Origin of the sequence: Streptomyces sp. NBC_01306, from assembly GCF_026340465.1 — a bacterium.
Taxonomy (GTDB): Bacteria; Actinomycetota; Actinomycetes; order Streptomycetales; family Streptomycetaceae; genus Streptomyces.
In genome coordinates this window covers 1,143,940-1,165,433 of the sequence record NZ_JAPEPC010000001.1, presented here as the reverse complement: position 1 = coordinate 1,165,433, position 21,494 = coordinate 1,143,940, and the positions used below count along the sequence as shown (strand labels likewise).

The 21,494-nt window shown below is 70.0% G+C and carries 3 protein-coding genes; all 3 read left to right on the top strand.

What is annotated here, in order from left to right; translation table 11 throughout:
* Window positions 1-276: 276 nt before the first annotated feature.
* The 3 genes from OG385_RS04870 (at window position 277) to OG385_RS04860 (ending at window position 21,490) form a co-directional block, all read left to right on the top strand.
* Complete coding sequence (locus OG385_RS04870; RefSeq protein WP_266852144.1) at window positions 277-5,829, top strand: type I polyketide synthase; 5,553 nt, start codon at window positions 277-279, stop codon at window positions 5,827-5,829.
* 131 nt (window positions 5,830-5,960) lie between these two features.
* Window positions 5,961-10,676: an SDR family NAD(P)-dependent oxidoreductase gene (locus OG385_RS04865; RefSeq protein ID WP_266852142.1), complete on the top strand. Its 4,716-nt coding sequence runs from the start codon at window positions 5,961-5,963 to the stop codon at window positions 10,674-10,676.
* 44 nt (window positions 10,677-10,720) lie between these two features.
* Window positions 10,721-21,490 carry a type I polyketide synthase gene (locus tag OG385_RS04860; protein WP_266852140.1) on the top strand — a complete coding sequence of 3,590 codons (10,770 nt, stop codon included), beginning with the start codon at window positions 10,721-10,723 and terminating at the stop codon, window positions 21,488-21,490.
* Window positions 21,491-21,494 lie beyond the last annotated feature (4 nt).

The window sequence follows — 21,494 nt, the reverse complement described above, 5'->3', positions numbered from 1 at the left end:
TTCAAGCCGGACCGATACGGCGGCCACCAGACGAATCACCCCCTGAAGACGCCCGGGGACCTCCCTTTCACCCCCTAACCCAAGGCCCGGCCCGGACTAGGGGTACCCCCTTGGCCTCAGTCAGGGGTTGGCCACCCACAAGGGCCTCAGTAGCCTCCGAAGCGAAGATCAGGCGTCTTGTGAAACGTCGAGACGAATGACTGAAAACGACTCAACTCCCGGCTTCGGTGCCGTGTGGGCCATGGGTATCCGGACTGACGCAGAGGGGGGCCTCCGGTGGGCAACGAGGAAAGACTTCTGGAATACCTGAGGCGTGCCACCGCCGATTTGCAGACGACGCGCGAACGTCTCTCCCGTGCGGAGGGGTTGTTGGCGGGGGAGTCGGTTGCGGTGGTGGGGATGGCGTGTCGGTATCCGGGTGGGGTGTCGTCGCCGGAGGGTTTGTGGGGTGTGGTGTCCGGTGGTGTGGATGCTGTGGGGGTGTTTCCGGGGGATCGTGGTTGGGATGTTGGTGGGTTGTTCGATCCGGTGGTGGGTCGGGCGGGGAAGTCGTATGCGCGGGAGGGGGGTTTTCTGGGGGGTGCGGGTTTGTTTGATGCGGGTTTGTTCGGGGTGAGTCCGAATGAGGCGTTGTCGATGGATCCGCAGCAGCGGTTGTTGTTGGAGGCGTCGTGGGAGGCGTTGGAGCGGTCGGGTGTTGATCCTTTGTCGTTGAAGGGGAGTGCGACGGGTGTTTTCGCGGGGTTGATGTATCACGATTATGGTTTGGGTGCTGAGGCTGCGGTGACCAGTGGGGGGAGTCTGGTTTCTGGTCGGGTGGCTTATACGTTGGGGCTTGAGGGTCCGGCGGTGACGGTGGATACGGCGTGTTCGTCGTCGTTGGTGGCGATGCATTTGGCGGCGCAGTCGTTGCGGTCGGGTGAGAGTTCGCTGGCGTTGGCGGGTGGCGTGACCGTCATGTCCACCCCCGATGTCTTCATCTACTTCAGCCAGCAGCGCGGCCTGGCCCCGGACGGCCGGTGCAAGCCCTATGCCGGCGCCGCCGACGGGACCGGCTGGGGCGAGGGCGTGGGTGTGCTGGTGCTGGAGCGTCTGTCGGACGCGCGGCGCAATGGTCATCCGGTGTTGGCGCTGCTGAAGGGATCGGCCGTCAACCAGGACGGCGCGTCGAGCCGTCTGACGGCTCCCCACGGACCGTCGCAGCGACGCGTCATCCAGCAGGCGTTGGCGGATGCGCAGTTGTCGGCTGCTGATGTGGATGTGGTGGAGGGCCACGGTACGGGGACGACGCTGGGTGATCCGATCGAGGCGCAGGCGTTGTTGGCGACGTATGGCCAGGGGCGGTCGGAGGATCGGCCGTTGTGGCTGGGCTCGGTGAAGTCGAATATTGGTCATACGCAGGCTGCTGCGGGTGTGGCGGGTGTGATCAAGATGGTGATGGCGTTGCGGGAGGGTGTTCTTCCGCGGACGTTGCATGTGGATGAGCCGTCGTCGCAGGTGGATTGGTCTGCGGGTGCGGTGGAGTTGTTGAGGGAGGAGCGGGCGTGGCCGGCTGAGGTGGGTCGTCCGCGGCGGGCTGGTGTGTCGTCGTTCGGTCTGAGCGGGACGAATGCGCACGTCATCCTGGAGGAGCCGGAGGCGCTGCCGGTGCCGGTTGAGGTGCCTGTTGGTGGTGTGGTGCCGTGGGTGGTGTCGGGGCGTAGTGCTGAGGCGTTGCGTGCGCAGGCTGCTGCTCTGGTGGCGCATGTGGAGTCGGGTGTGAGTGTCGTGGATACGGCGTTCTCGCTGGCGACATCGCGGGCGGCTCTGGAGCATCGGGCTGTGGTGGTGGCGGGGGACCGTGAGGGGTTTGTCGCTGGGTTGTCGGCGCTTGCGGCGGGTGAGTCCGGGGCGGGTGTGGTCCGGGATGTGGCGCGTGCCGGTGAGGGTACGGCGTTTCTCTTTACGGGTCAGGGTGCTCAGCGGGTGGGGATGGGGCGTGGTCTGTATGAGGCGTTCCCGGTCTTTGCTGAGGCGTTTGATGCGGTGGTGGGGTTGCTGGATGTCCAGCTGTCGGATGCCGGGTTGGGTGTGTCGGTGCGTGAGGTGGTCTGGGGCACTGATGCTGGTGCGCTGAACCGGACCGTGTTTGCGCAGGCCGGTTTGTTCGCGGTTGAGGTGGCCTTGTTCCGGCTCCTTGAGTCGTGGGGTGTACGGCCTGACGTCGTGACCGGCCATTCGATCGGTGAGGTGGCCGCTGCCCATGTGGCGGGGGTGTTGTCGCTTGAGGACGCGGCGGTGTTGGTGGCCGCGCGTGGGCGGTTGATGCAGGCGCTGCCTTCGGGTGGTGCGATGGTCGCGGTCGGGGCCCCGGAGAGTGAGGTTGCCGCGCTGTTGTCGGGCGGTGTGTGTATCGCCGCCGTCAACGGCCCCTCTTCCGTGGTGATTTCGGGTGCTGAGGCCGGGGTTCTGGAGCTGGCCGGGCGGATCGCTGCGCTTGGTTGTAAGACGAAGCGGCTTGATGTGAGTCACGCGTTCCACTCGGTGTTGATGGATCCGATGCTGGATGAGTTCGCAGCCGTGGTGGAGAAGCTGACCTTCAATGCACCTCAGTTGTCGGCGGTTTCGACGGTGACTGGTGGTGTGGTTGAGGGTGAGTGGTCGGATCCTGGTTATTGGGTGCGGCAGGTTCGTGAGCCGGTGCGTTTCGCTGATGCGGTGACGGCTCTCACGGCTCGTGGTGTGGGGTCGTTTGTGGAGGTGGGGCCGGATGCGGCTCTGGTTCCGATGGGTGTGGAGGTGGTCGGCGATGATGGGGCCGCTGATGGGGTGGCGTTTGTTGGGTTGCAGCGTCGTGGTCGTGATGAGGCCACGGAGCTTCTGACAGGTCTGGGCGCGCTGTTCGCGCGGGGCGTTCCGGTGGACTGGCGGGCATTCTTCGCCGGATCCACTGCCCGGCTGACCGAACTCCCCACGTACGCCTTCCAGCACCAGCACTACTGGCTGAACGCCCAGCCGCTCGACAATGTGGCGAGCGTCGGACTTACGGCGGCCGAACATCCCCTCCTGCGTGCTGTTGTCGAGCTGCCCGAGGGCGACGGCCTGGTTCTGGCCGGACGCCTCGGCCTCGGCGACCAGCGATGGCTCGCAGATCACAGCCTGAACGGCGTCAAGGAGTTCCCCGCGACCGGGCTCATCGAGCTTGCTCTGGCCGCCGGTCAGCAGATCGGGTGCGACGTCGTACGGAGCCTCACCGTTGAGGAACCCCTCCTCCTGGCGCATGACGGGCCGCCCACCGCCCTGCGCGTCTGGGTAGGGGCCTCTGACGAGACAGGGGAGCGGCCGCTGAGCGTGCACTCCCGTGCAGAAGGCATCGATACGCCGTGGACCCTGCATGCCAAGGCCGTGCTGGCGGTTGGTGAGGGGGCGCCGGAAGCCTATGACCCGCCCGGTGTCTGGCCGCCGGTCGGAGCTGTCCCGCTCGATGTCGACGAGGTGTACGAGCAACTGTTCGCGCGCGGCCACGACTATGGGCCGGCGTTCCAGGGGATCACGGCCGCGTGGAAGGACGGGGAACACCTGCTCGCCGAGGTCGCTCTGCCCGGAGAGGCCGGCGAGGGCGCGGAGTTCGGAGTCCATCCGGCGCTGCTGGACGCGGCGTTGCAGACGCATCACGCCGGTGCAGAGCACGATGGAACCCCCATCGTGCCCGCCGAATGGAGCGACGTCACCCTGCACACGGCGGGAGCGTCCCAGCTGCGTGTCCGTATCGTGCCCGGCGAGGCAGGCCGGGTGGGTGTCAGCCTGACCGATCCGGCGGGCGCTCCCGTCCTCACCGTCGGCTCCCTCCGGTCGCGACGGATCCAAGCCCGTGCCGTGGCGCCGACAGGCCGTGGCGCGCTGTACCGGCTCAACTGGGCCCCGAGGGAACGGACTCGGCCCGGCGACCCTGATGCGCAGGACGTCGTGCTGCTGGGCAGTGCGGAGTACGCGCCGCTCGGTCCCGTACCTGTCTATGCGACGCCGGCCGAACTCTCCGCCGAGCTGGCCGTGGACGGCTCCGGTCCTCGTACGGCGGTCCTGGCGCTGCCTCGTACCGATGGTGATGTTGCCCATGCCGCAGGAGACCTGGCACGACGTACTCTCCGGACCGTTCAGGAATGGCTGGCTGAGGACGGGCTGGACACTTCCCGCCTCGCCGTGGTGACGCAGGGCGCCGTTCCTGTACACGGGGGCGCGGCCGATCCTGCCCAGGCGGGGGTATGGGGTCTGATACGCGCGGCCCAGGCCGAGCACCCCGACACGTTCCTGCTCATTGACCTGGATCCGGCGGCCGGTACGGAGGAGTGTGCGTGGGCCCTTGGAGCGGCATTCGGCGCTCGCGAGCCCGAGACCGCCGTACGCGACGGGGTACTGCTCCGTCCCGGGCTGGCTCCGGCCCCCGCTCCCACCCCCGAAGACCACCCGGTGGCCCCGGCGGAGGGCACCGTCCTCATCACCGGTGGCACCCGGGGCGTGGGCGCCGTCCTGGCGCGCCACCTGGTCTCCGCTCACGGAGCACGGCGGCTGGTCCTGACCGGCAGTTCCGGCGCCGAAGCCGCAGCTCTGGTGTCCGCGCTGGCGGAACTCGGTGCCCACGTCACCGTCGAACCGGGTGACATGGCCGACCCCGGAGCAGTTGCCGTGCTGCTGTCACGTATCGACGAGGCCTACCCGCTGACCGCCGTGGTGCACGCCGATTCCACTGAGCACAATGCGCTGATCGGCACGCTGAGCCCGGAACAGCTGACCGCGGTCCTGGGTACACGGGCCACCGCGGCCTGGAACCTGCACGAGGCGACGCGAGACCTCGCCCTGGACGCCTTCGTCCTGATCGGGACATCGGGCGGACTCCTGCACGGAGCCGGCCGGCCCGGCACCGCTGCCGCGGCCACCTTCGCCGAGGCACTCGCCGCGACCCGGCGGGCCGCGGGGCTCCCGGCGGTCGCGCTGGCCTATGGTCCGTGGGCCGCGGACGCGGACGACGGGTCGGCAGACGAGTACCACCGGCGCATGGGAGCGCTGGGGCTCCCCGCGCTGACCGAGGAAGAAGGGCTGGCCCTCTTCGACCTGGCCTTCCTCGACCTTGCCGTCGAGTCGGTCGAGTCGGGTGAGTCAGGAGAGTCGGGTGAGTCGGCGCTGTTCGCCCTCTGCCTCGACCGCCCCGTACTGCGCTCGATGGGCGACGATGTGCCGCCGGTTCTGCACGGTGTGGTGCCCGCGAACGGGCGACGCCGGCAGCAGGCACCGGGCCGGCGTACGGGCGACCTGCGGCGACGGCTCGCCGGACTGCCGCCTCAAGAACGTGAGGACGAGCTGCTGGACGTCGTACGGACGCACGCCGCAGCGGTCCTCGGACACCCCTCGGTGGACGACGTCGAGCCCGGCCGGGCTTTCCAGGAGCTGGGGTTCGACTCGCTCGCGGGCGTCGAACTGCGCAGGCGGCTCAGCGAGGCGACCGGGCTTCAGCTCACCGCCACCCTGGTCTTCGACTACCCCAACTCCCTTGCCGCTGCGGCCTACATCGCGACCCTGATCGCCCCGGCCGATGAGGACATCGCGCGTCGGCTGATCGGGGAGATCGACCGGCTGGAGTCCCTGCTCGGCGAGACCGCGCTCGACGACGGCCACACGGACGACGGCCGGACAGACAGCCGTACAAGGGTCACCTCACGACTGGAAGCACTGCTGCGCAAGTGGCGCGACACCCATGGCGCAGGTGCGGGGGAGCCTGAGATCAAGGCGATCGCCGACGCGGCTACGGACGACGAGCTGTTCGACGTCCTCGATCAGGAACTCGGCATTTCGTAGCCGGGCCGCCCATCACTACAGAGGCTGCGGCGACTTCGACAGCCTCGACGGCCGGCCACGGCCGCCGCGTCGCCGGTGACATCCCCCGCAACATTCCGCTTCCCTGCAACACGAGATCGGTCAAGGTGGAGATGAGCGACAACGAGAAGCTCCGCGAGTACCTCAAGCGTGCCACTGCTGAACTGCAGCAGACCAAGCGGCGGCTGCGCGAGGCGGATGCACGCCAGCACGAGCCGATCGCCATTGTCGCGATGAGCTGCCGGTACCCGGGCGGGGTGGATTCGCCCGACGCCCTCTGGCAGCTGGTGGCGGAGGGCCGGGACGCCATCACCACCCTTCCCGAGAACCGTGGCTGGGACGTCGAGGGGCTGTACGACCCGGAGCCGGCGACCCCCGGCAAGACGTACTCCCGCGACGGCGGATTCCTGCACGAGGCCGACGAGTTCGACGCCGACTTCTTCAAGATCAGCCCGCGGGACGCCAAGGCGATGGATCCGCAGCAGCGGCTGTTGCTGGAGACGTCGTGGGAGGCGCTGGAGCGGGCCGGGATCGATCCGCTGTCGCTGAAGGGCAGCCCGACCGGTGTCTTCGCCGGGATCGCCTACCACGACTACGTCGGAGACGGCGGCATCGGCGGCCTGGCCAGTGTGGCCTCGGGGCGCGTCGCCTACAGCCTGGGTCTTGAGGGTCCGGCGGTGACGGTGGATACGGCGTGTTCGTCGTCCTTGGTCGCGATGCATCTGGCGGCGCAGTCGCTGCGGTCGGGTGAGAGTTCGCTGGCACTGGCCGGAGGTGTGACGGTCATGGCGACGCCCCGGGCCTTCGTCGGCTTCAGCCAGGACCGGGGCCTCGCGCCGGACGGCCGGTGCAAGTCGTTCGCCGCGGCTGCCGACGGGACCGGCTGGGGCGAGGGTATCGGCATGTTGGTGCTGGAGCGTCTGTCGGATGCGCGGCGTCATGGGCATCAGGTGCTTGCGGTGTTGCGGGGCAGTGCGGTCAATCAGGATGGTGCGTCGAATGGTCTGACGGCGCCGAACGGTCTGGCACAGCAGCGGTTGATCCGGCAGGCGTTGGCGGACGCGCAGTTGTCGGCTGCTGATGTGGATGTGGTGGAGGCGCACGGCACAGGCACGACGCTGGGCGACCCGATCGAGGCGCAGGCGTTGCTGGCGACGTACGGCCAGGACCGTCCCGCTGACCGACCGTTGTGGCTCGGCTCGCTCAAGTCCAACATCGGCCACGCGCAAGCCGCTGCGGGTGTCGGCGGCGTGATCAAGATGGTGCAGGCCATGCGCCATGAACTGATCCCGCGCACCCTCAACATCGACGAGCCCACACCCCAGGTGAACTGGTCGGAAGGCAACATCTCGCTGCTGACGGAGGAGCGGGCGTGGCCGGTTGAGGTGGGTCGTCTGCGGCGGGCTGGTGTGTCGTCGTTCGGTCTGAGCGGGACGAATGCGCATGTGATTCTGGAGGAGCCGGAGGCGCTGTCGGTGCCGGTTGAGGCTTCTGTTGGTGGTGTGGTGCCGTGGGTGGTGTCGGGGCGTAGTGCTGAGGCGTTGCGTGCGCAGGCTGCTGCTTTGGTGGCGCATGTGGAGTCGGGGGTTGACCTTCGTCCGGTGGATGTGGGGTTCTCGCTGGCGGTGTCGCGGGCGGCTTTGGAGCATCGGGCTGTGGTGGTGGGTTCGGATCGCGTGGAGTTGGTGCGTGGTCTGCGTTCGGTGGTTTCGGGTGCGGGTCGTGTGGTGGATTCGGTTCGTCGTGGGCGTGTTGGGTTCTTGTTCACGGGTCAGGGTGCTCAGCGGGTGGGGATGGGGCGTGGTCTGTATGAGGCGTTCCCGGTGTTTGCTGAGGTGTTTGATGTGGTGGTGGGGTTGCTGGATGCCGAGCTGTCGGGTGCCGGTACGGACGTGTCGGTGCGTGAGGTGGTCTGGGGCACTGATGCTGGTGTGCTGAATCGGACGGTGTTTGCTCAGGCGGGGTTGTTCGCGGTTGAGGTGGCGTTGTTCCGGTTGTTTGAGTCGTGGGGTGTGCGGCCTGACTTTGTGGCTGGTCATTCGATTGGTGAGGTGGCTGCGGCTCATGTGGCGGGGGTGTTGTCGCTTGAGGACGCGGCGGTGTTGGTGGCCGCGCGTGGGCGGTTGATGCAGGCGCTGCCTTCGGGTGGTGTGATGGTCGCGGTCGGGGCTCCGGAGGCTGAGGTTGCCGGGCTGTTGTCGGCCGGTGTGTGTATTGCCGCGGTCAATGGTCCGTCCTCTGTGGTGATTTCGGGTGCTGAGGCCGAGGTTATGGAGCTGGCCGGGCGGTTGGCGTCGGAGGGTCGTAAGACGAAGCGGCTTGATGTGAGTCACGCGTTCCACTCGGTGTTGATGGACCCGATGCTGGATGAGTTCGCAGCCGTGGTGGAGAAGCTGACCTTCAATGCTCCGCAGTTGTCGGCTGTTTCGACCGTCACCGGTGGTGTGGTTGAGGGTGAGTGGTCGGATCCTGGCTATTGGGTGCGGCAGGTGCGTGAGCCGGTCCGTTTCGCGGACGCTGTGACCACACTCGTCGGCCGTGGTGTGGGGTCGTTTGTGGAGGTGGGGCCGGATGCGGCTCTGGTTCCGATGGGTGTGGAGGTGGTCGGCGACGATGACGGGGTGGCGTTTGTTGGGTTGCAGCGTCGTGGTCGTGATGAGGCCACGGAGCTTCTGACAGGTTTGGGCGCGCTGTTCGCGCGGGGCGTTCCGGTGGACTGGCGGGCATTCTTCGCCGGATCTACTGCCCGGCTGACGGATCTCCCCACGTACGCCTTCCAACGCCAGCACTACTGGTACGACTTCGCTGCTGAGACCCCCTCCCGCCCCCAGCAGAGCAACGTGGACGCGCTCGGATACGAGGTGGAGTGGCTCCGGCTTCCGCCCGCCGAAGGTCCCTCCGTCGACGGACTCTGGCTCGTCGTCGTACCGGAAGGCCGCAGCAAGGACCAGTCCGTGTCCGCGGTTACAGACGGCCTCGTCCGCGGCGGTGCCGCCGTAGCTCTGATCGAGAGCGACGGCGCGGACCGGCGGGCTCTCGCCGAGCAGTTGAGGTCTGCCGCCGCCGGCGAGACACCGGCCGGGGTGCTGTCACTGCTGGCTCTGGAGGACCGTGCTCACGATCAGTATCCCGAGCTGGCTCACGGAACCGCCGCCACCCTGCTGCTCGTCCAGGCGCTCGGCGACGCGGGCTGCACGGCGCCGCTCTGGTGTGTCACCACCGGGGCCGTGGCTGTACGCGATCCCGCCGAGGCCGCCAGCCCGGGGCAGACCGCCCTGTGGGGCCTGGGTATCGGACTGTCCCTCGACCAGCCCGACACCTGGGGAGGCATCCTGGACCTTCCGGTCAGTGTGGACGAGTCGGTCGCCCAGCGGCTCTCCCAGGTACTGGCCGGGGGACCGGGTGGTGAGGACCAGGTCGCGCTCCGCTCCGACGGTGCGTACGGCCGTCGCCTCGTGCGGGCTCCGCTCACCGGCGCCCCGTCCGCCAAGCGGCCCGCCCAGGCCGCCACAGAGGGGCCCGGAACCGTACTGATCACCGGCGGAACCGGCGGCCTCGGCGCCCACGTGGCCCGCATGATGGCGGCCGACGGCGCACCTCATCTGCTGCTCACCAGTCGCCGGGGCAGCGCCGCCGAAGGGGCCGCCGAGCTGGAGGCCGAGCTCGTGGCACTGGGATCCCGGGTGACCATCGCGGCCTGTGACGTGGCCGACCGTGAGGCGCTCACCGAGCTCATCGAGGCCATCGGGCCGGAGCTGCCGCTCACGACGGTCGTGCACGCCGCCGGAGCCATGCAGCGGCCCTCCACCGCGGCGGAGACCACGGTCGAAGAACTGGCCTCGACGGCCCGCGCGAAGGTGCTCGGCGCGGCCCATCTGGACGAGATCCTCGGTGACCGACCGCTCGACGCGTTCGTGCTGTTCTCCTCCGGCGCTGCTGTCTGGGGCAGCGCCGGACAGGCCGCTTACGGCAGTGCCAACGCCTACCTGGACGGCCTGGCCCACCAGCGCCGGGCACGAGGGCTCGCCGCGACCTCGATCGCCTGGGGTTCCTGGGAGGCCGGGATGGTCGACGCCGAGGTCAGCGCGATGAGCCGGCGCATCGGCGCACCTCCCATGAGCCCTCGCCGGGCTGTCGCGGCACTGCGTGAGGTGCTCGCGAGCGGCGGGAGCCATGTGGTGGTCGCCGACTTCGACTGGTCGCGCTTCGCCCCCACGTACACGCTCGCCCGTCCTCGTCCTCTGCTTGACTCGCTGCCCGAGGCCGTGGCGGCCCTGGAGGACGACGACGTCGCAGCATCGGACACCCCGGGGGCCCGGCTGGCCGGGGAACTGGCCGGGCTGTCGCAGCCCGAGCAGGACCGGGTGCTGCTCAACCTGGTCCGTACGCACGTGGCCGGCCTGCTCGGCTACGACACACCGGGCGAGGTCGACGCGGCCCGGTCCTTCGACGACCTGGGCTTCGACTCCGTCGCCGCGGTCGATCTGCGCACCAGGCTGGTGAAGGCCGTGGGCAGGAAGCTCCCGGCCACGATGGTCTTCGACTTCGCGAGCCCCGGGGCTCTCGCGGCCTATCTGCGCACGCAGTTGTGCGAGGGGGAAGCCGCCGGGGAGCTGCCCGTACTCGCGGCGCTCGACCGGTTCGAGACGACGGTGGCAGCGCTCGCCCCCGAGGAAGTGGAGCGCATGGGGATCACCGGTCGGTTGCAGGCCCTGCTGGGGCGGCTGGCCGGTGACGAGGGGAACGGCAGTGATGTGAGCGGTCAGCTCGATTCGGCGTCGGCAGAGGACGTCTTCGACTTCATCGACAAGGAACTGGGCCTCGCCTGAGTGCAGGGACCGTTGCCGCCGGACAAAGGATTCGTGGGACTGACATGCCGAACGACGACAAGAAGCTGCTCGACTACCTCAAGCGGGTCACCGCTGACCTGCACCAGACCCGGCACCGGCTGCGCGAACTGGAGACCGAGGGGGACGAACCCATCGCCATCGTGGCGATGAGCTGCCGTTTCCCCGGTGACGTCAACTCCCCCGAAGATCTGTGGCGGTTGGTCGCCGAAGGACGGGACGCCATCACGGGCCTTCCCGAGGACCGCGGCTGGGACCTCGATGAACTGCTGGGCGGCGGCCCGGACGGCGGCGGCACGAACTACGTGCGCGGCGGCGGCTTCCTGCGTGAGGCGGGGGCCTTCGACCCGGGCTTCTTCGGTATGAGCCCGAACGAGGCCCTTGCCACCGACCCGCAGCAGCGCCTCGTCCTGGAGGTCTGCTGGGAGGCCTTCGAACGGGCCGGGATCGACCCGGACGCGCTCCGCGGTGAGTCGGTCGGCGTGTACGTCGGTTCCGGTGCGCAGGACTACGGCGACGTGGCCGGCAGCTCCGACCTGGTCGAGGCCTACATGGCCACCGCCAGTGCGGCCTCCGTCATCTCCGGCCGGGTCGCGTACACGCTGGGCCTGGCAGGTCCGGCGATCACTGTCGACACCGCCTGCTCCTCCTCCCTCGTGGCCATGCACCTGGCGGCCGGAGCCCTGCAGCGCGGCGACTGCGCGATGGCGCTTGCCGGTGGCGTGATGGTCATGTCCACCGCTGCCCCGTTCGTCGCCTTCAGCCGCCAGCGCGGGCTGTCCGCCGACGGCCGGTGCAAGGCCTTCTCCGACTCCGCCGACGGCACGGGCTGGTCGGAGGGCGCCGCGGTGGTGCTCCTGGAGCGTCTGTCGGACGCCCGGCGCAACGGCCACCAGGTGCTCGCGGTCATCAAGGGGTCCGCGGTCAACCAGGACGGGGCGTCCAACGGGCTCACCGCTCCCAACGGCCCCGCCCAGCAGCGCGTGATCCGGCAGGCCCTGGCCGACGCGCGCATTCCCGCCTCCCAGGTGGACGCGGTGGAGGCGCACGGCACCGGTACGACACTGGGTGACCCGATCGAGGCGCAGGCCCTGCTCGCTACGTACGGCCAGGACCGGACCGGCGACCAGCCGCTGTGGCTCGGCTCGCTCAAGTCCAACATCGGTCATGCTCAGGCCGCGGCGGGTGTCGGCGGTGTCATCAAGATGGTGATGGCGATCCGCAACGGCAGGCTTCCGCAGACGCTTCACGTCACCGAACCGTCCCGGCACGTCGCATGGGACGAGGGTGCAGTCGAACTGCTCACCGAGGCGCGCGACTGGCCCGAGAACCCCCACCCGCGGCGGGCCGCCGTCTCCGCCTTCGGTCTGAGCGGCACCAATGTGCATGTGATCATCGAGGAGACGCCTCCCGCGGAGAATGTGCCGGAACCGGCCGATGAGGCGCCGGCCGCCACCACCGGGCCCGCTGTCACTGTGACCGCCGCCGACGCCCCCGTGGCGCCGTTCCTGGTCTCGGCCCGGGGCGGAGAGGCACTGAAGGCGCAGGCCGCCCGGCTGGCCTCCTTCGTACGGGAACACGACGGACTCTCCGTCGCAGGCATCGGCCGCGCCCTCGTCACCACGCGCGCCCGGATGGAGCACCGGGCGGTGGTCCTCGGGACGGAGCGTGACGAGCTGCTCGCCGGACTGGACGTCCTCGCCGACGGCGGCAAGAGCGCCGGAGTGGTCCGCGGGACGGTCATCGGCGACGCCAAGGTCGCCTTCGTCTTCCCCGGCCAGGGCTCGCAGTGGCAGGGCATGGCCGTGGAACTCATCGCCTCCGCACCGGAGTTCGCGGCCCGGCTCGACGAGTGTGCGCGGGCGCTGGCCCCCTTCGTCGACTGGGACCTGCTGTCCGTGCTGCGGGGTGAGCCCGGCGCGCCGTCCCTCGTCGAGGTGGACGTGGTGCAGCCGGTGCTCTGGGCCGTGATGGTCTCGCTGGCCGAACTGTGGCGCGCCCGCGGTGTGGAGCCCGGCGCCGTCGTGGGTCACTCGCAGGGCGAGATCGCCGCGGCGTGCGTGGCGGGCGCCCTGTCGCTGGCGGACGGTGCCCGCGTCGTCGCCCTGCGCAGCAAGATCATCCGTCATGAACTGGCAGGCCGGGGCGGCATGATGTCCGTGGCCCTGCCCGCCGACCGGGCCGCGGACCGGCTGCACGAGTGGGACGGGCGCCTCCAGCTCGCCGTCGTCAACGGTCCGGGCTCGGTGGTGGTGTGCGGCCACACCGACGCGCTCGACGAGCTGAAGGTGCAGCTGGAGGCCGAGGGGGTCCAGGCCCGCCGCATCCCGGTGGACTACGCCTCGCACTCGATGTTCGTCGAGGAGATCCGCGACCGGCTGCTGGCCGAACTGGCGGACGTACAGCCCCTCGTACCCACGGTGCCGTTCTACTCCACCGTGACCGGAGCCAGGCTGGACACCGCCGCGACGGATGCCGAGTACTGGTACCGGAACCTGCGTCACACGGTCCGCTTCGAGGAGACCACCCGGGCGCTACTGGCGGACGGGTACGGGATCTTCATCGAGAGCAGCCCGCACCCGGGCCTGCTGGTCGGCATGAAGGAGACCATCGAGGACGCCGGGGCGACCGCCGTGACCGTCGGCTCGCTGCGCCGCGAGGAGGGCGGCCCACAGCGCTTCGCCACCTCCCTCGCCGAGGCCTATGTGCACGGTGCGTCCGTCCGCTGGAGCGACTTCTACCCCACGGGCGAGCCCACGGGTGACTCCGCGCGTGACTCCGCGGGCAACGCCGGTCCTGCGGACCCCGGGGGCCCCGTGGACCTCCCCACGTACGCCTTCCAACGTGAGTCGTTCTGGATCCAGCCGCCCACCGACCTCGGGGACGTGGCCGGCGCGGGCCTGGAACCGGTGGGCCACCCCCTGCTGGGCGCCGCTGTCGCCGCGCCGGACACCGACACAACGGCCCTGACCGGCCGGATCTCGGTGAAGTCCGTCCCGTGGCTGGCCGATCACGTCGTGGACTCCACGATGCTCTTCCCCGGCACCGGCTTCGTCGAAATCGCGATCCGGGCCGGTGACCGGGTCGGCTGCCCCGGTCTCGAAGAACTGACCATCGAGGCACCGCTGGTCGTTCCCGGGCGCGGTGCGATCGCCGTGCATGTGGCGGTGGATGCCCAGGACGCCACCGGACGGCGAGCGGTCGCCGTGTACGCACGCGCCGAGGACGCCGGCTCGCCCTGGACCCGGCATGCCTCCGGTGTAATCGCCCCCGTGGCCGGCACCCCGGACGCCGACCTCACCCAGTGGCCGCCCGCCGGCGCCGAACCGGTCGGCATCGACGGCTACTACGAGGCCCTGGCCGGTGCCGGCCTCGCCTACGGCAGCGGATTCCAGGGCCTGCGGACCGTCTGGCGGTCCGGCGACGAGATCTTCGCGGAGGCGGAGCTGCCGTCCGGCATCGCCGTCGACGGCTACGGTCTGCACCCCGCCCTGCTCGACGCCGCACTCCACACGGTCGGCCTGACGCCGATCGCCGGCGACGAGGCCGTGCTCCCCTTCGCGTGGAGCGGAGTCGCCCTGCACGCCGAAGGCGCTTCGAGCGTACGGGTGCACGTCACCCCGGTACGCGAGGACGCGGTGTCGGTCCTGGTGACCGACCCGAGCGGCCGCCCGGTCCTGACGGTGGACTCCCTGACGCTGCGCAGGCTCGCGGAGCAGCGGCCCGCCTCCGCCTCCGCCCTCCACGACGCGCTGTACCGGATCGACTGGACCACGGCGCCGGTGACGTCACCCCGCACCGTGGCGACCCAGGACTGGGACACGGCCGACGGCGAGGACGTGGCCGAGCTGGTTGTCCTGTCCGTCGCCGACGACGCCCCTGAGGGCGGCTCCGACCGTGCCGGCGGCGCGGGGCGCGGGGGCCCGGACGCCGCCCGCGCACGGACGCAGCATGTGCTGGCCGCACTGCAGACCTTCCTCACGGACGAGCGCTTCGAGGCGTCCCGGCTCCTCGTGGTCACCCGTGGCGCGGTGGCGACCGGGGACGGGGAGCCTGTGGACCTCACCGCAGCCGCGGTCTGGGGCCTGGTGCGATCAGCCCAGTCCGAGCATCCCGGACGCGTGGTACTCGCCGACCTGGAGGCCGGTACGGACCTCGACGCCGCGCTGCCGCTGCTCACCGGCACGGACGAGACGCAGATCGCCCTGCGCGCGGGCGCACCCCTGATGCCGCGGCTGGTCAGGGTGCCCGCACCCGGGGCGGCCGCGACAGTGTCCTCGGACCCGGGCGATTCCGGGTCCTTCGACCCGGCGGGCACCGTGCTGATCACCGGCGGCACCGGCATGCTCGGCAAGCTGTTCGCACGCCACCTGGTCACCACCCACGGTGTACGGCGACTGCTGCTCACCAGCCGCTCGGGCGCCGCAGCGGACGGTGTGGCGGAACTCGTCGCCGAACTCGCCGCCCTGGGCGCCGAGACCGAGGTGGCCGCCTGCGATGTGGCCGACCGTGAGGCCCTGGCCGCCGTGCTCGCCGCGATCCCCGCCGACCGGCCGCTCGTCGGCATCGTGCACACCGCGGGCGTTCTCGACGACGGCATCATCGGCTCGCTGACACCGGAGCGTCTCGACACGGTGCTGCGGCCCAAGGCCCTGGCGGCATGGAACCTGCACGAGCTGACCCGCGACCTGGATCTGACGGCGTTCGTGCTGTTCTCCTCCGTCGCCGGAGTGTTCGGCAACCCAGGCCAGGGCAACTACGCCGCCGCCAACGCCTTCCTGGACGGCCTCGCCGCACAACGGCATGCCGAAGGCCTGCCCGCGCAGTCCCTCGCCTGGGGCATGTGGGCCCAGGGAAGCGGCATGACGGGCGACCTGACGGCCGACGACCGGGGCCGCATCGGGCGCACAGGTGTCGTCGCCCTCTCCGACGAGCAAGGGACCGGCCTGTTCGACACAGCCCTCCGACTGGCCGACCCCGCCCTGGTCGCGGCCAGGCTCGACCTCGCGACTCTGAGGTCCCAGGGCGCCGGGATGCTGGGTCTCTTCCGTACGCTCGTCCCGGGCGTACGGCGTCGGCGGGCGGAATCAGGCGCTGAAGCCGGCGGCCTGGCTCAGCGGCTCGCCGCACTGCCCGCGCACGAGCACGAGGCGGCCGTCCTGGACGTGGTGCTGCGCCAGGTCGCCGAGGTGCTCGGATTCAGCTCGGCCTCGGCGATCGAACCGGAGAAGGCCTTCAAGGACCTGGGCTTCGACTCACTGCGCGCGGTGGAGTTCCGTAACGGCGTGAACGATGCCACCGGTCTGCGGCTGCCCGCCACCCTGGTCTTCGACTATCCGAGCCCGATGGTGCTCGCCCGCCATCTGCTGGCCGAGAGCGTCGGCACGGGAGAGGGCGCCGGTGCCGTGGCAGGCTCGGCCCAGCCGCGGAAGGCCGGCCGGGCGGCTGGTACGACGGACGACCCGATCGCCATCATCGCGATGAGCTGCCGCTACCCCGGCGGCGCCGAGTCCCCCGAGGACCTCTGGCGGATCGTCGCTCAGCGGACGGACGCGATAGGGGAGTTCCCCAAGGACCGAGGGTGGAACCTCCCGGACATCTACGACCCCTCGTCCTCCCGGGACGACACCAGCTATGTCCGGCACGGCGGATTCCTCTACACGGCCGGCGATTTCGACGCCGACCTGTTCGGTATCAGTCCGAACGAAGCGCTGTCGATGGATCCGCAGCAGCGGCTGTTGCTGGAGACGTCGTGGGAGGCGCTGGAGCGGGCCGGGATCGATCCGCTGTCGCTGAAGGGCAGCCCGACCGGTGTCTTCGCCGGAATGATGGCCCACGACTACAAGTACAACAGCAGTACCGGTGCCGTGGCTTCGGGGCGGATCTCCTACAGCCTGGGGCTTGAGGGTCCGGCGGTGACGGTGGATACGGCGTGTTCGTCGTCGTTGGTGGCGATGCATTTGGCGGCGCAGTCGTTGCGGTCGGGTGAGAGTTCGCTGGCGCTGGCGGGTGGTGTGACCGTCATGTCCACCCCGGAGCTCTTCGTGGAGTTCAGCCGGCAGCGCGGCCTGGCGGCCGACGGCCGGTGCAAGTCGTTCGCGGACTCCACCGACGGCACCGGGTTCTCGGAGGGCGTGGGTGTGCTGGTGCTGGAGCGTCTGTCGGATGCGCGGCGTCACGGGCATCAGGTGCTTGCGGTGTTGCGGGGCAGTGCGGTCAATCAGGATGGTGCGTCGAATGGTCTGACGGCTCCGAACGGTCTGGCGCAGCAGCGGTTGATCCGGCAGGCGTTGGCGGATGCGCAGTTGTCGGCTGCTGATGTGGATGTGGTGGAGGCGCACGGTACGGGCACGACGTTGGGTGATCCGATCGAGGCGCAGGCGTTGTTGGCGACGTACGGCCAGGACCGTGCGGGTGACCGGCCGTTGTGGTTGGGGTCGGTGAAGTCGAACATTGGTCATACGCAGGCTGCTGCGGGTGTGGCGGGTGTGATCAAGATGGTGATGGCGTTGCGGGAGGGTGTTCTTCCGCGGACGTTGCATGTGGATGAGCCGTCGTCGCAGGTGGATTGGTCTGCGGGTGCGGTGGAGCTGCTGACGGAGGAGCGGGCGTGGCCTGCTGAGGCGGGTCGTCCGCGGCGGGCTGGTGTGTCGTCGTTCGGTCTGAGCGGGACGAATGCGCATGTGATTCTGGAGGAGCCGGAGGCGGAGGCGCTGTCGGTGCCGGTTGAGGCTTCTGTTGGTGGTGTGGTGCCGTGGGTGGTGTCGGGGCGTAGTGCTGAGGCGTTGCGTGCGCAGGCTGCTGCTTTGGTGGCGTTTGTGGAGCAAGGCGCCGCTGACCTTCGTCCGGTGGATGTGGCGTTCTCGCTGGCGGTGTCGCGGGCGGCTCTGGAGCATCGGGCTGTGGTGGTGGGTTCGGATCGCGTGGAGTTGGTGCGTGGTCTGGAGTCGGTGGTTTCGGGTGCGGGTCGTGCGGTGGATTCGGTTCGTCGTGGGCGTGTTGGGTTCTTGTTCACGGGTCAGGGTGCTCAGCGGGTGGGGATGGGGCGTGGTCTGTATGAGGCGTTCCCGGTCTTTGCTGAGGTGTTTGATGTGGTGGTGGGGTTGCTGGATGCCCAGCTGTCGGATGCCGGGTTGGGTGTGTCGGTGCGTGAGGTGGTCTGGGGCACTGATGCTGGTGTGCTGAATCGGACGGTGTTTGCTCAGGCGGGGTTGTTCGCGGTTGAGGTGGCTTTGTTCCGGTTGCTTGAGTCGTGGGGTGTGCGGCCTGACTTTGTGGCTGGTCATTCGATTGGTGAGGTGGCTGCCGCTCATGTGGCGGGGGTGTTGTCGCTTGAGGACGCGGCGGTGTTGGTGGCCGCGCGTGGGCGGTTGATGCAGGCCCTGCCTTCGGGTGGCGCGATGGTCGCGGTCGGGGCTCCCGAGAGTGAGGTTGCCGCGCTGTTGTCGGCCGGTGTGTGTATCGCCGCCGTCAACGGCCCTTCCTCCGTGGTGATTTCGGGTGCTGAGGCCGAGGTCATGGAGCTGGCCGGGCAGATCGCTGCGCTCGGTCGTAAGACGAAGCGGCTCGATGTGAGTCACGCGTTCCACTCGGTACTGATGGACCCGATGCTGGACGACTTCGCGGCTGTAGTAGAGAAACTCACCTTCAATACGGCTCAGTTGTCGGCGGTTTCGACGGTGACTGGTGGTGTGGTTGAGGGTGAGTGGTCGGATCCTGGTTATTGGCTGCGGCAGGTTCGTGAGCCGGTGCGTTTCGCGGATGCGGTGACGGCTCTCACGGCTCGTGGTGTGGGTTCGTTTGTGGAGGTGGGGCCGGATGCGGCTCTGGTTCCGATGGGTGTGGAGGTGGTCGGCGATGATGGGGCCGCTGATGGGGTGGCGTTTGTTGGGTTGCAGCGTCGTGGTCGTGATGAGGCTACGGAGCTTCTGACCGGTGTGGGTGGGCTGTTCGCGCGGGGTGTTGGGGTGGACTGGCGTGCGTTCTTCGCCGGATCCAGTGCCCGGTTGACCGAACTCCCCACGTACGCCTTCCAACGCCAGCACTACTGGCTGGAGCACTCCGGCACCGGGACCAGCCCCGCCGCCATCGGTCTTGAAGCCGCCGGTCACCCTCTGCTCGGTGCGGTGGTTCCCCTCGCCGACGGCGACGGCGCGCTGTTCAACAGCCGGCTGTCCGCGCAGTCGCACCCCTGGCTCCAGGACCACGCGGTCGGCGGTATCACGCTGTTCCCCGGTACCGGATTCGTCGAGCTCGCCATCCGCGCCGGCGACCAGTTCGGCTGCGACGTGCTGGAGGAGCTCACCATCGAGTCTGCGCTCGCCCTGCCGGAACACGGTGGTGTGGCGCTCCAGGTGGCGGTCGGTCCGGACGACGGTTCCGGACGGCGCACCTTCGGGGTGTACACGCGCCCCGACGCCACCGAACCCGACTGGACCAGGCACGCCACCGGTGTGCTCGCCCCCGGGGCGGTGGAGCCGCCCGTGACCGACGGCGTCTGGCCACCGCCGGGAGCGGAGCCGGCCGACCTGACCGGGTTCTACGCATCGATGGCCGAGGCAGGTCTGGAGTACGGGCCCGCGTTCCAGGGGCTGAAGGCCGCCTGGCGCCACGGGGAGGACATCCTCGCCGAGGTCGCCCTGTCCGACGAGGACGCGGGGCAGGGTTACGAGCTGCACCCGGCACTGCTCGACGCGGCGCTGCACGCCATCGCGCTGACCGAGGTGGACGGGGGCGCCGCCCGCCTGCCCTTCGCCTGGTCCGGAGTGTCCCTCAGCGCCTCGGGCGCCTCCCGGCTGAGGGTACGTATCACCGCCCCCGGCGGCGGTGAGGTGTCGCTGACCGCCACCGACCCCGCGGGCAACCCCGTCCTGGTGGTCAACTCCCTTGTATCGCGGGAGATCCCGGCCGGTGGACCAGCCGTTCCCGGGCGCGCCGTGCACGACTCGCTGTTCCGCCCGGAGTGGCACGAGGTGCCCGTCGCCGAGCCCGCCGAGGTGTCCATCGGGGAGTGGGACGACCTCGGCGACGGCCCCGCCCCCGATGTCGTCGTGCTGTCCTGCACGGGCGGCACCGATGCTGCGTCGGTGCACGCGGCGACGCACCGGGCCCTGGCCGGGCTGCAAGCGGCCCTGGCCGAGGACCGCTTCGCGCACTCCATGCTGCTGATCCGGACCGAAGGCGCCGTGGCACTGCCCGGCGAGGACGTCACGGACCTGGCCGGTGCGGCGGTCTGGGGCCTGGCCCGCTCGGCCCAGTCCGAGCACCCCGGCCGGATCCTGCTGGCCGATGCGCCCCGTGCCCTGCTTCCCGCGGTGATCGCCACGGCGGAATCGCAGGTGGCGGTGCGCGACGGTGTCGTTCATGCCGCCCGTCTCGTCAGGGCGGTCGGCGGTACGGCCGAGGTTCCCGCAGGCTTCGACGCCGACGGCACGGTGCTGCTCACCGGCGGCACCGGCAGCCTGGGCCGGCTCTTCGCCCGCCACCTCGTGACCGAGCGGGGAGCGCGCCGGCTGCTGCTGGCCAGCCGTACGGGCCCGAAGGCCGAAGGAGCCGGCGAACTCGTCGCGGAACTCGCCGCACTCGGTGCCCACGCCGACGTCGTCGCCTGCGACGCCGCCGACCGGGACGCGCTGGCCGGGGTGCTGGACGCGATTCCGGCCGAGCACCCGCTCACCGCGGTCATCCACCTGGCCGCCGTACTGGACGACGGGGTGATCGGTTCGCTCACGCCGGACCGGCTGGGCGCGGTGCTGGCGGCGAAGGCCGACGCCGCGCTGAACCTCCACAAGCTGACCCGCGGCCTGGATCTGACGGCGTTCGTCCTCTTCTCCTCGGCCGCAGGTGTGCTCGGCAACCCGGGGCAGGGCAACTACGCCGCCGCCAACGCCCTGTTGGACGCGCTGGCCACGCACCGCCGCGCCCACGGGCTGCCGGGCCAGTCGCTGGCCTGGGGCCCCTGGACCGGTGAGAGCGGTCTGGCCGGTGGTCTGGCCGCCGCCGACCGGCAGCGGATGGACCGGACGGGCATCACGGCCCTGTCCGGCGCCGAAGGAGCCGCCCTGTTCGACACGGCAGGCACTCTGGACGCCCCGGTGCTCCTGCCCATGCGCTTCGACCCGTCGGCCCTGGCCACAGACCCGGCGGGCGCGGTGCCCGACCTGTTCCGTGCCCTGGTCCGGACGCGTACCCGGCGTACGGCGCAAGACCGCCAGGACGCCGGTGCCACACTCCGGCAGCGCCTCGCGGGGCTGTCGACGGTCGAGCGCCACGAAGCGCTCCTGGATCTCGTGAGGTCCAGGGTGGCGGTGATCCTGGGGCACCCGGGTGCCGAGGCCGTGGCACCCGACCGTGCCTTCGGCGACCTGGGCTTCGACTCCCTCGCGGCCGTGGAGCTGCGCAACGTCATGAACGAGGTGACCGGGCTGCGACTGCCCGCCACGCTCGTCTTCGACGCCCCGAACTCCCGCGCCCTCGCCGACTATCTGACGCTGGAGCTGTCGACGGAACTCGGCGCCGGGCAGGGCGGATCCGGTCCGGAGGGGTACCCGGACGGGAACCCGGCGGACAGCCCGGAGGACGCGGAGGTACGCCGCATCCTGCGTGCCCTGCCCATCGCCAGACTGCGTCAAGCGGGGCTGGTGGAAAGCCTGTTGGAACTGGCCGGAAGCCGGCCGGAGCACGCCGGCGGAGACGCGGCGGGCGAGCTCGGTTCGATCGATGAGATGGACGCCGAGAGTCTGATCAACATTGCACTCGGAGGCTCCGGCCTCGACGACGCGAACCGGGAAGTGTGAGGCT

Excerpts from the sequence above, each read along its gene's own strand:
- OG385_RS04860 (WP_266852140.1), top strand. The coding sequence starts at position 10,721 with ATGCCGAACGACGACAAGAAGCTGCTCGACTACCTCAAGCGGGTCACC.
- OG385_RS04865 (WP_266852142.1), top strand. The coding sequence starts at position 5,961 with ATGAGCGACAACGAGAAGCTCCGCGAGTACCTCAAGCGTGCCACTGCT.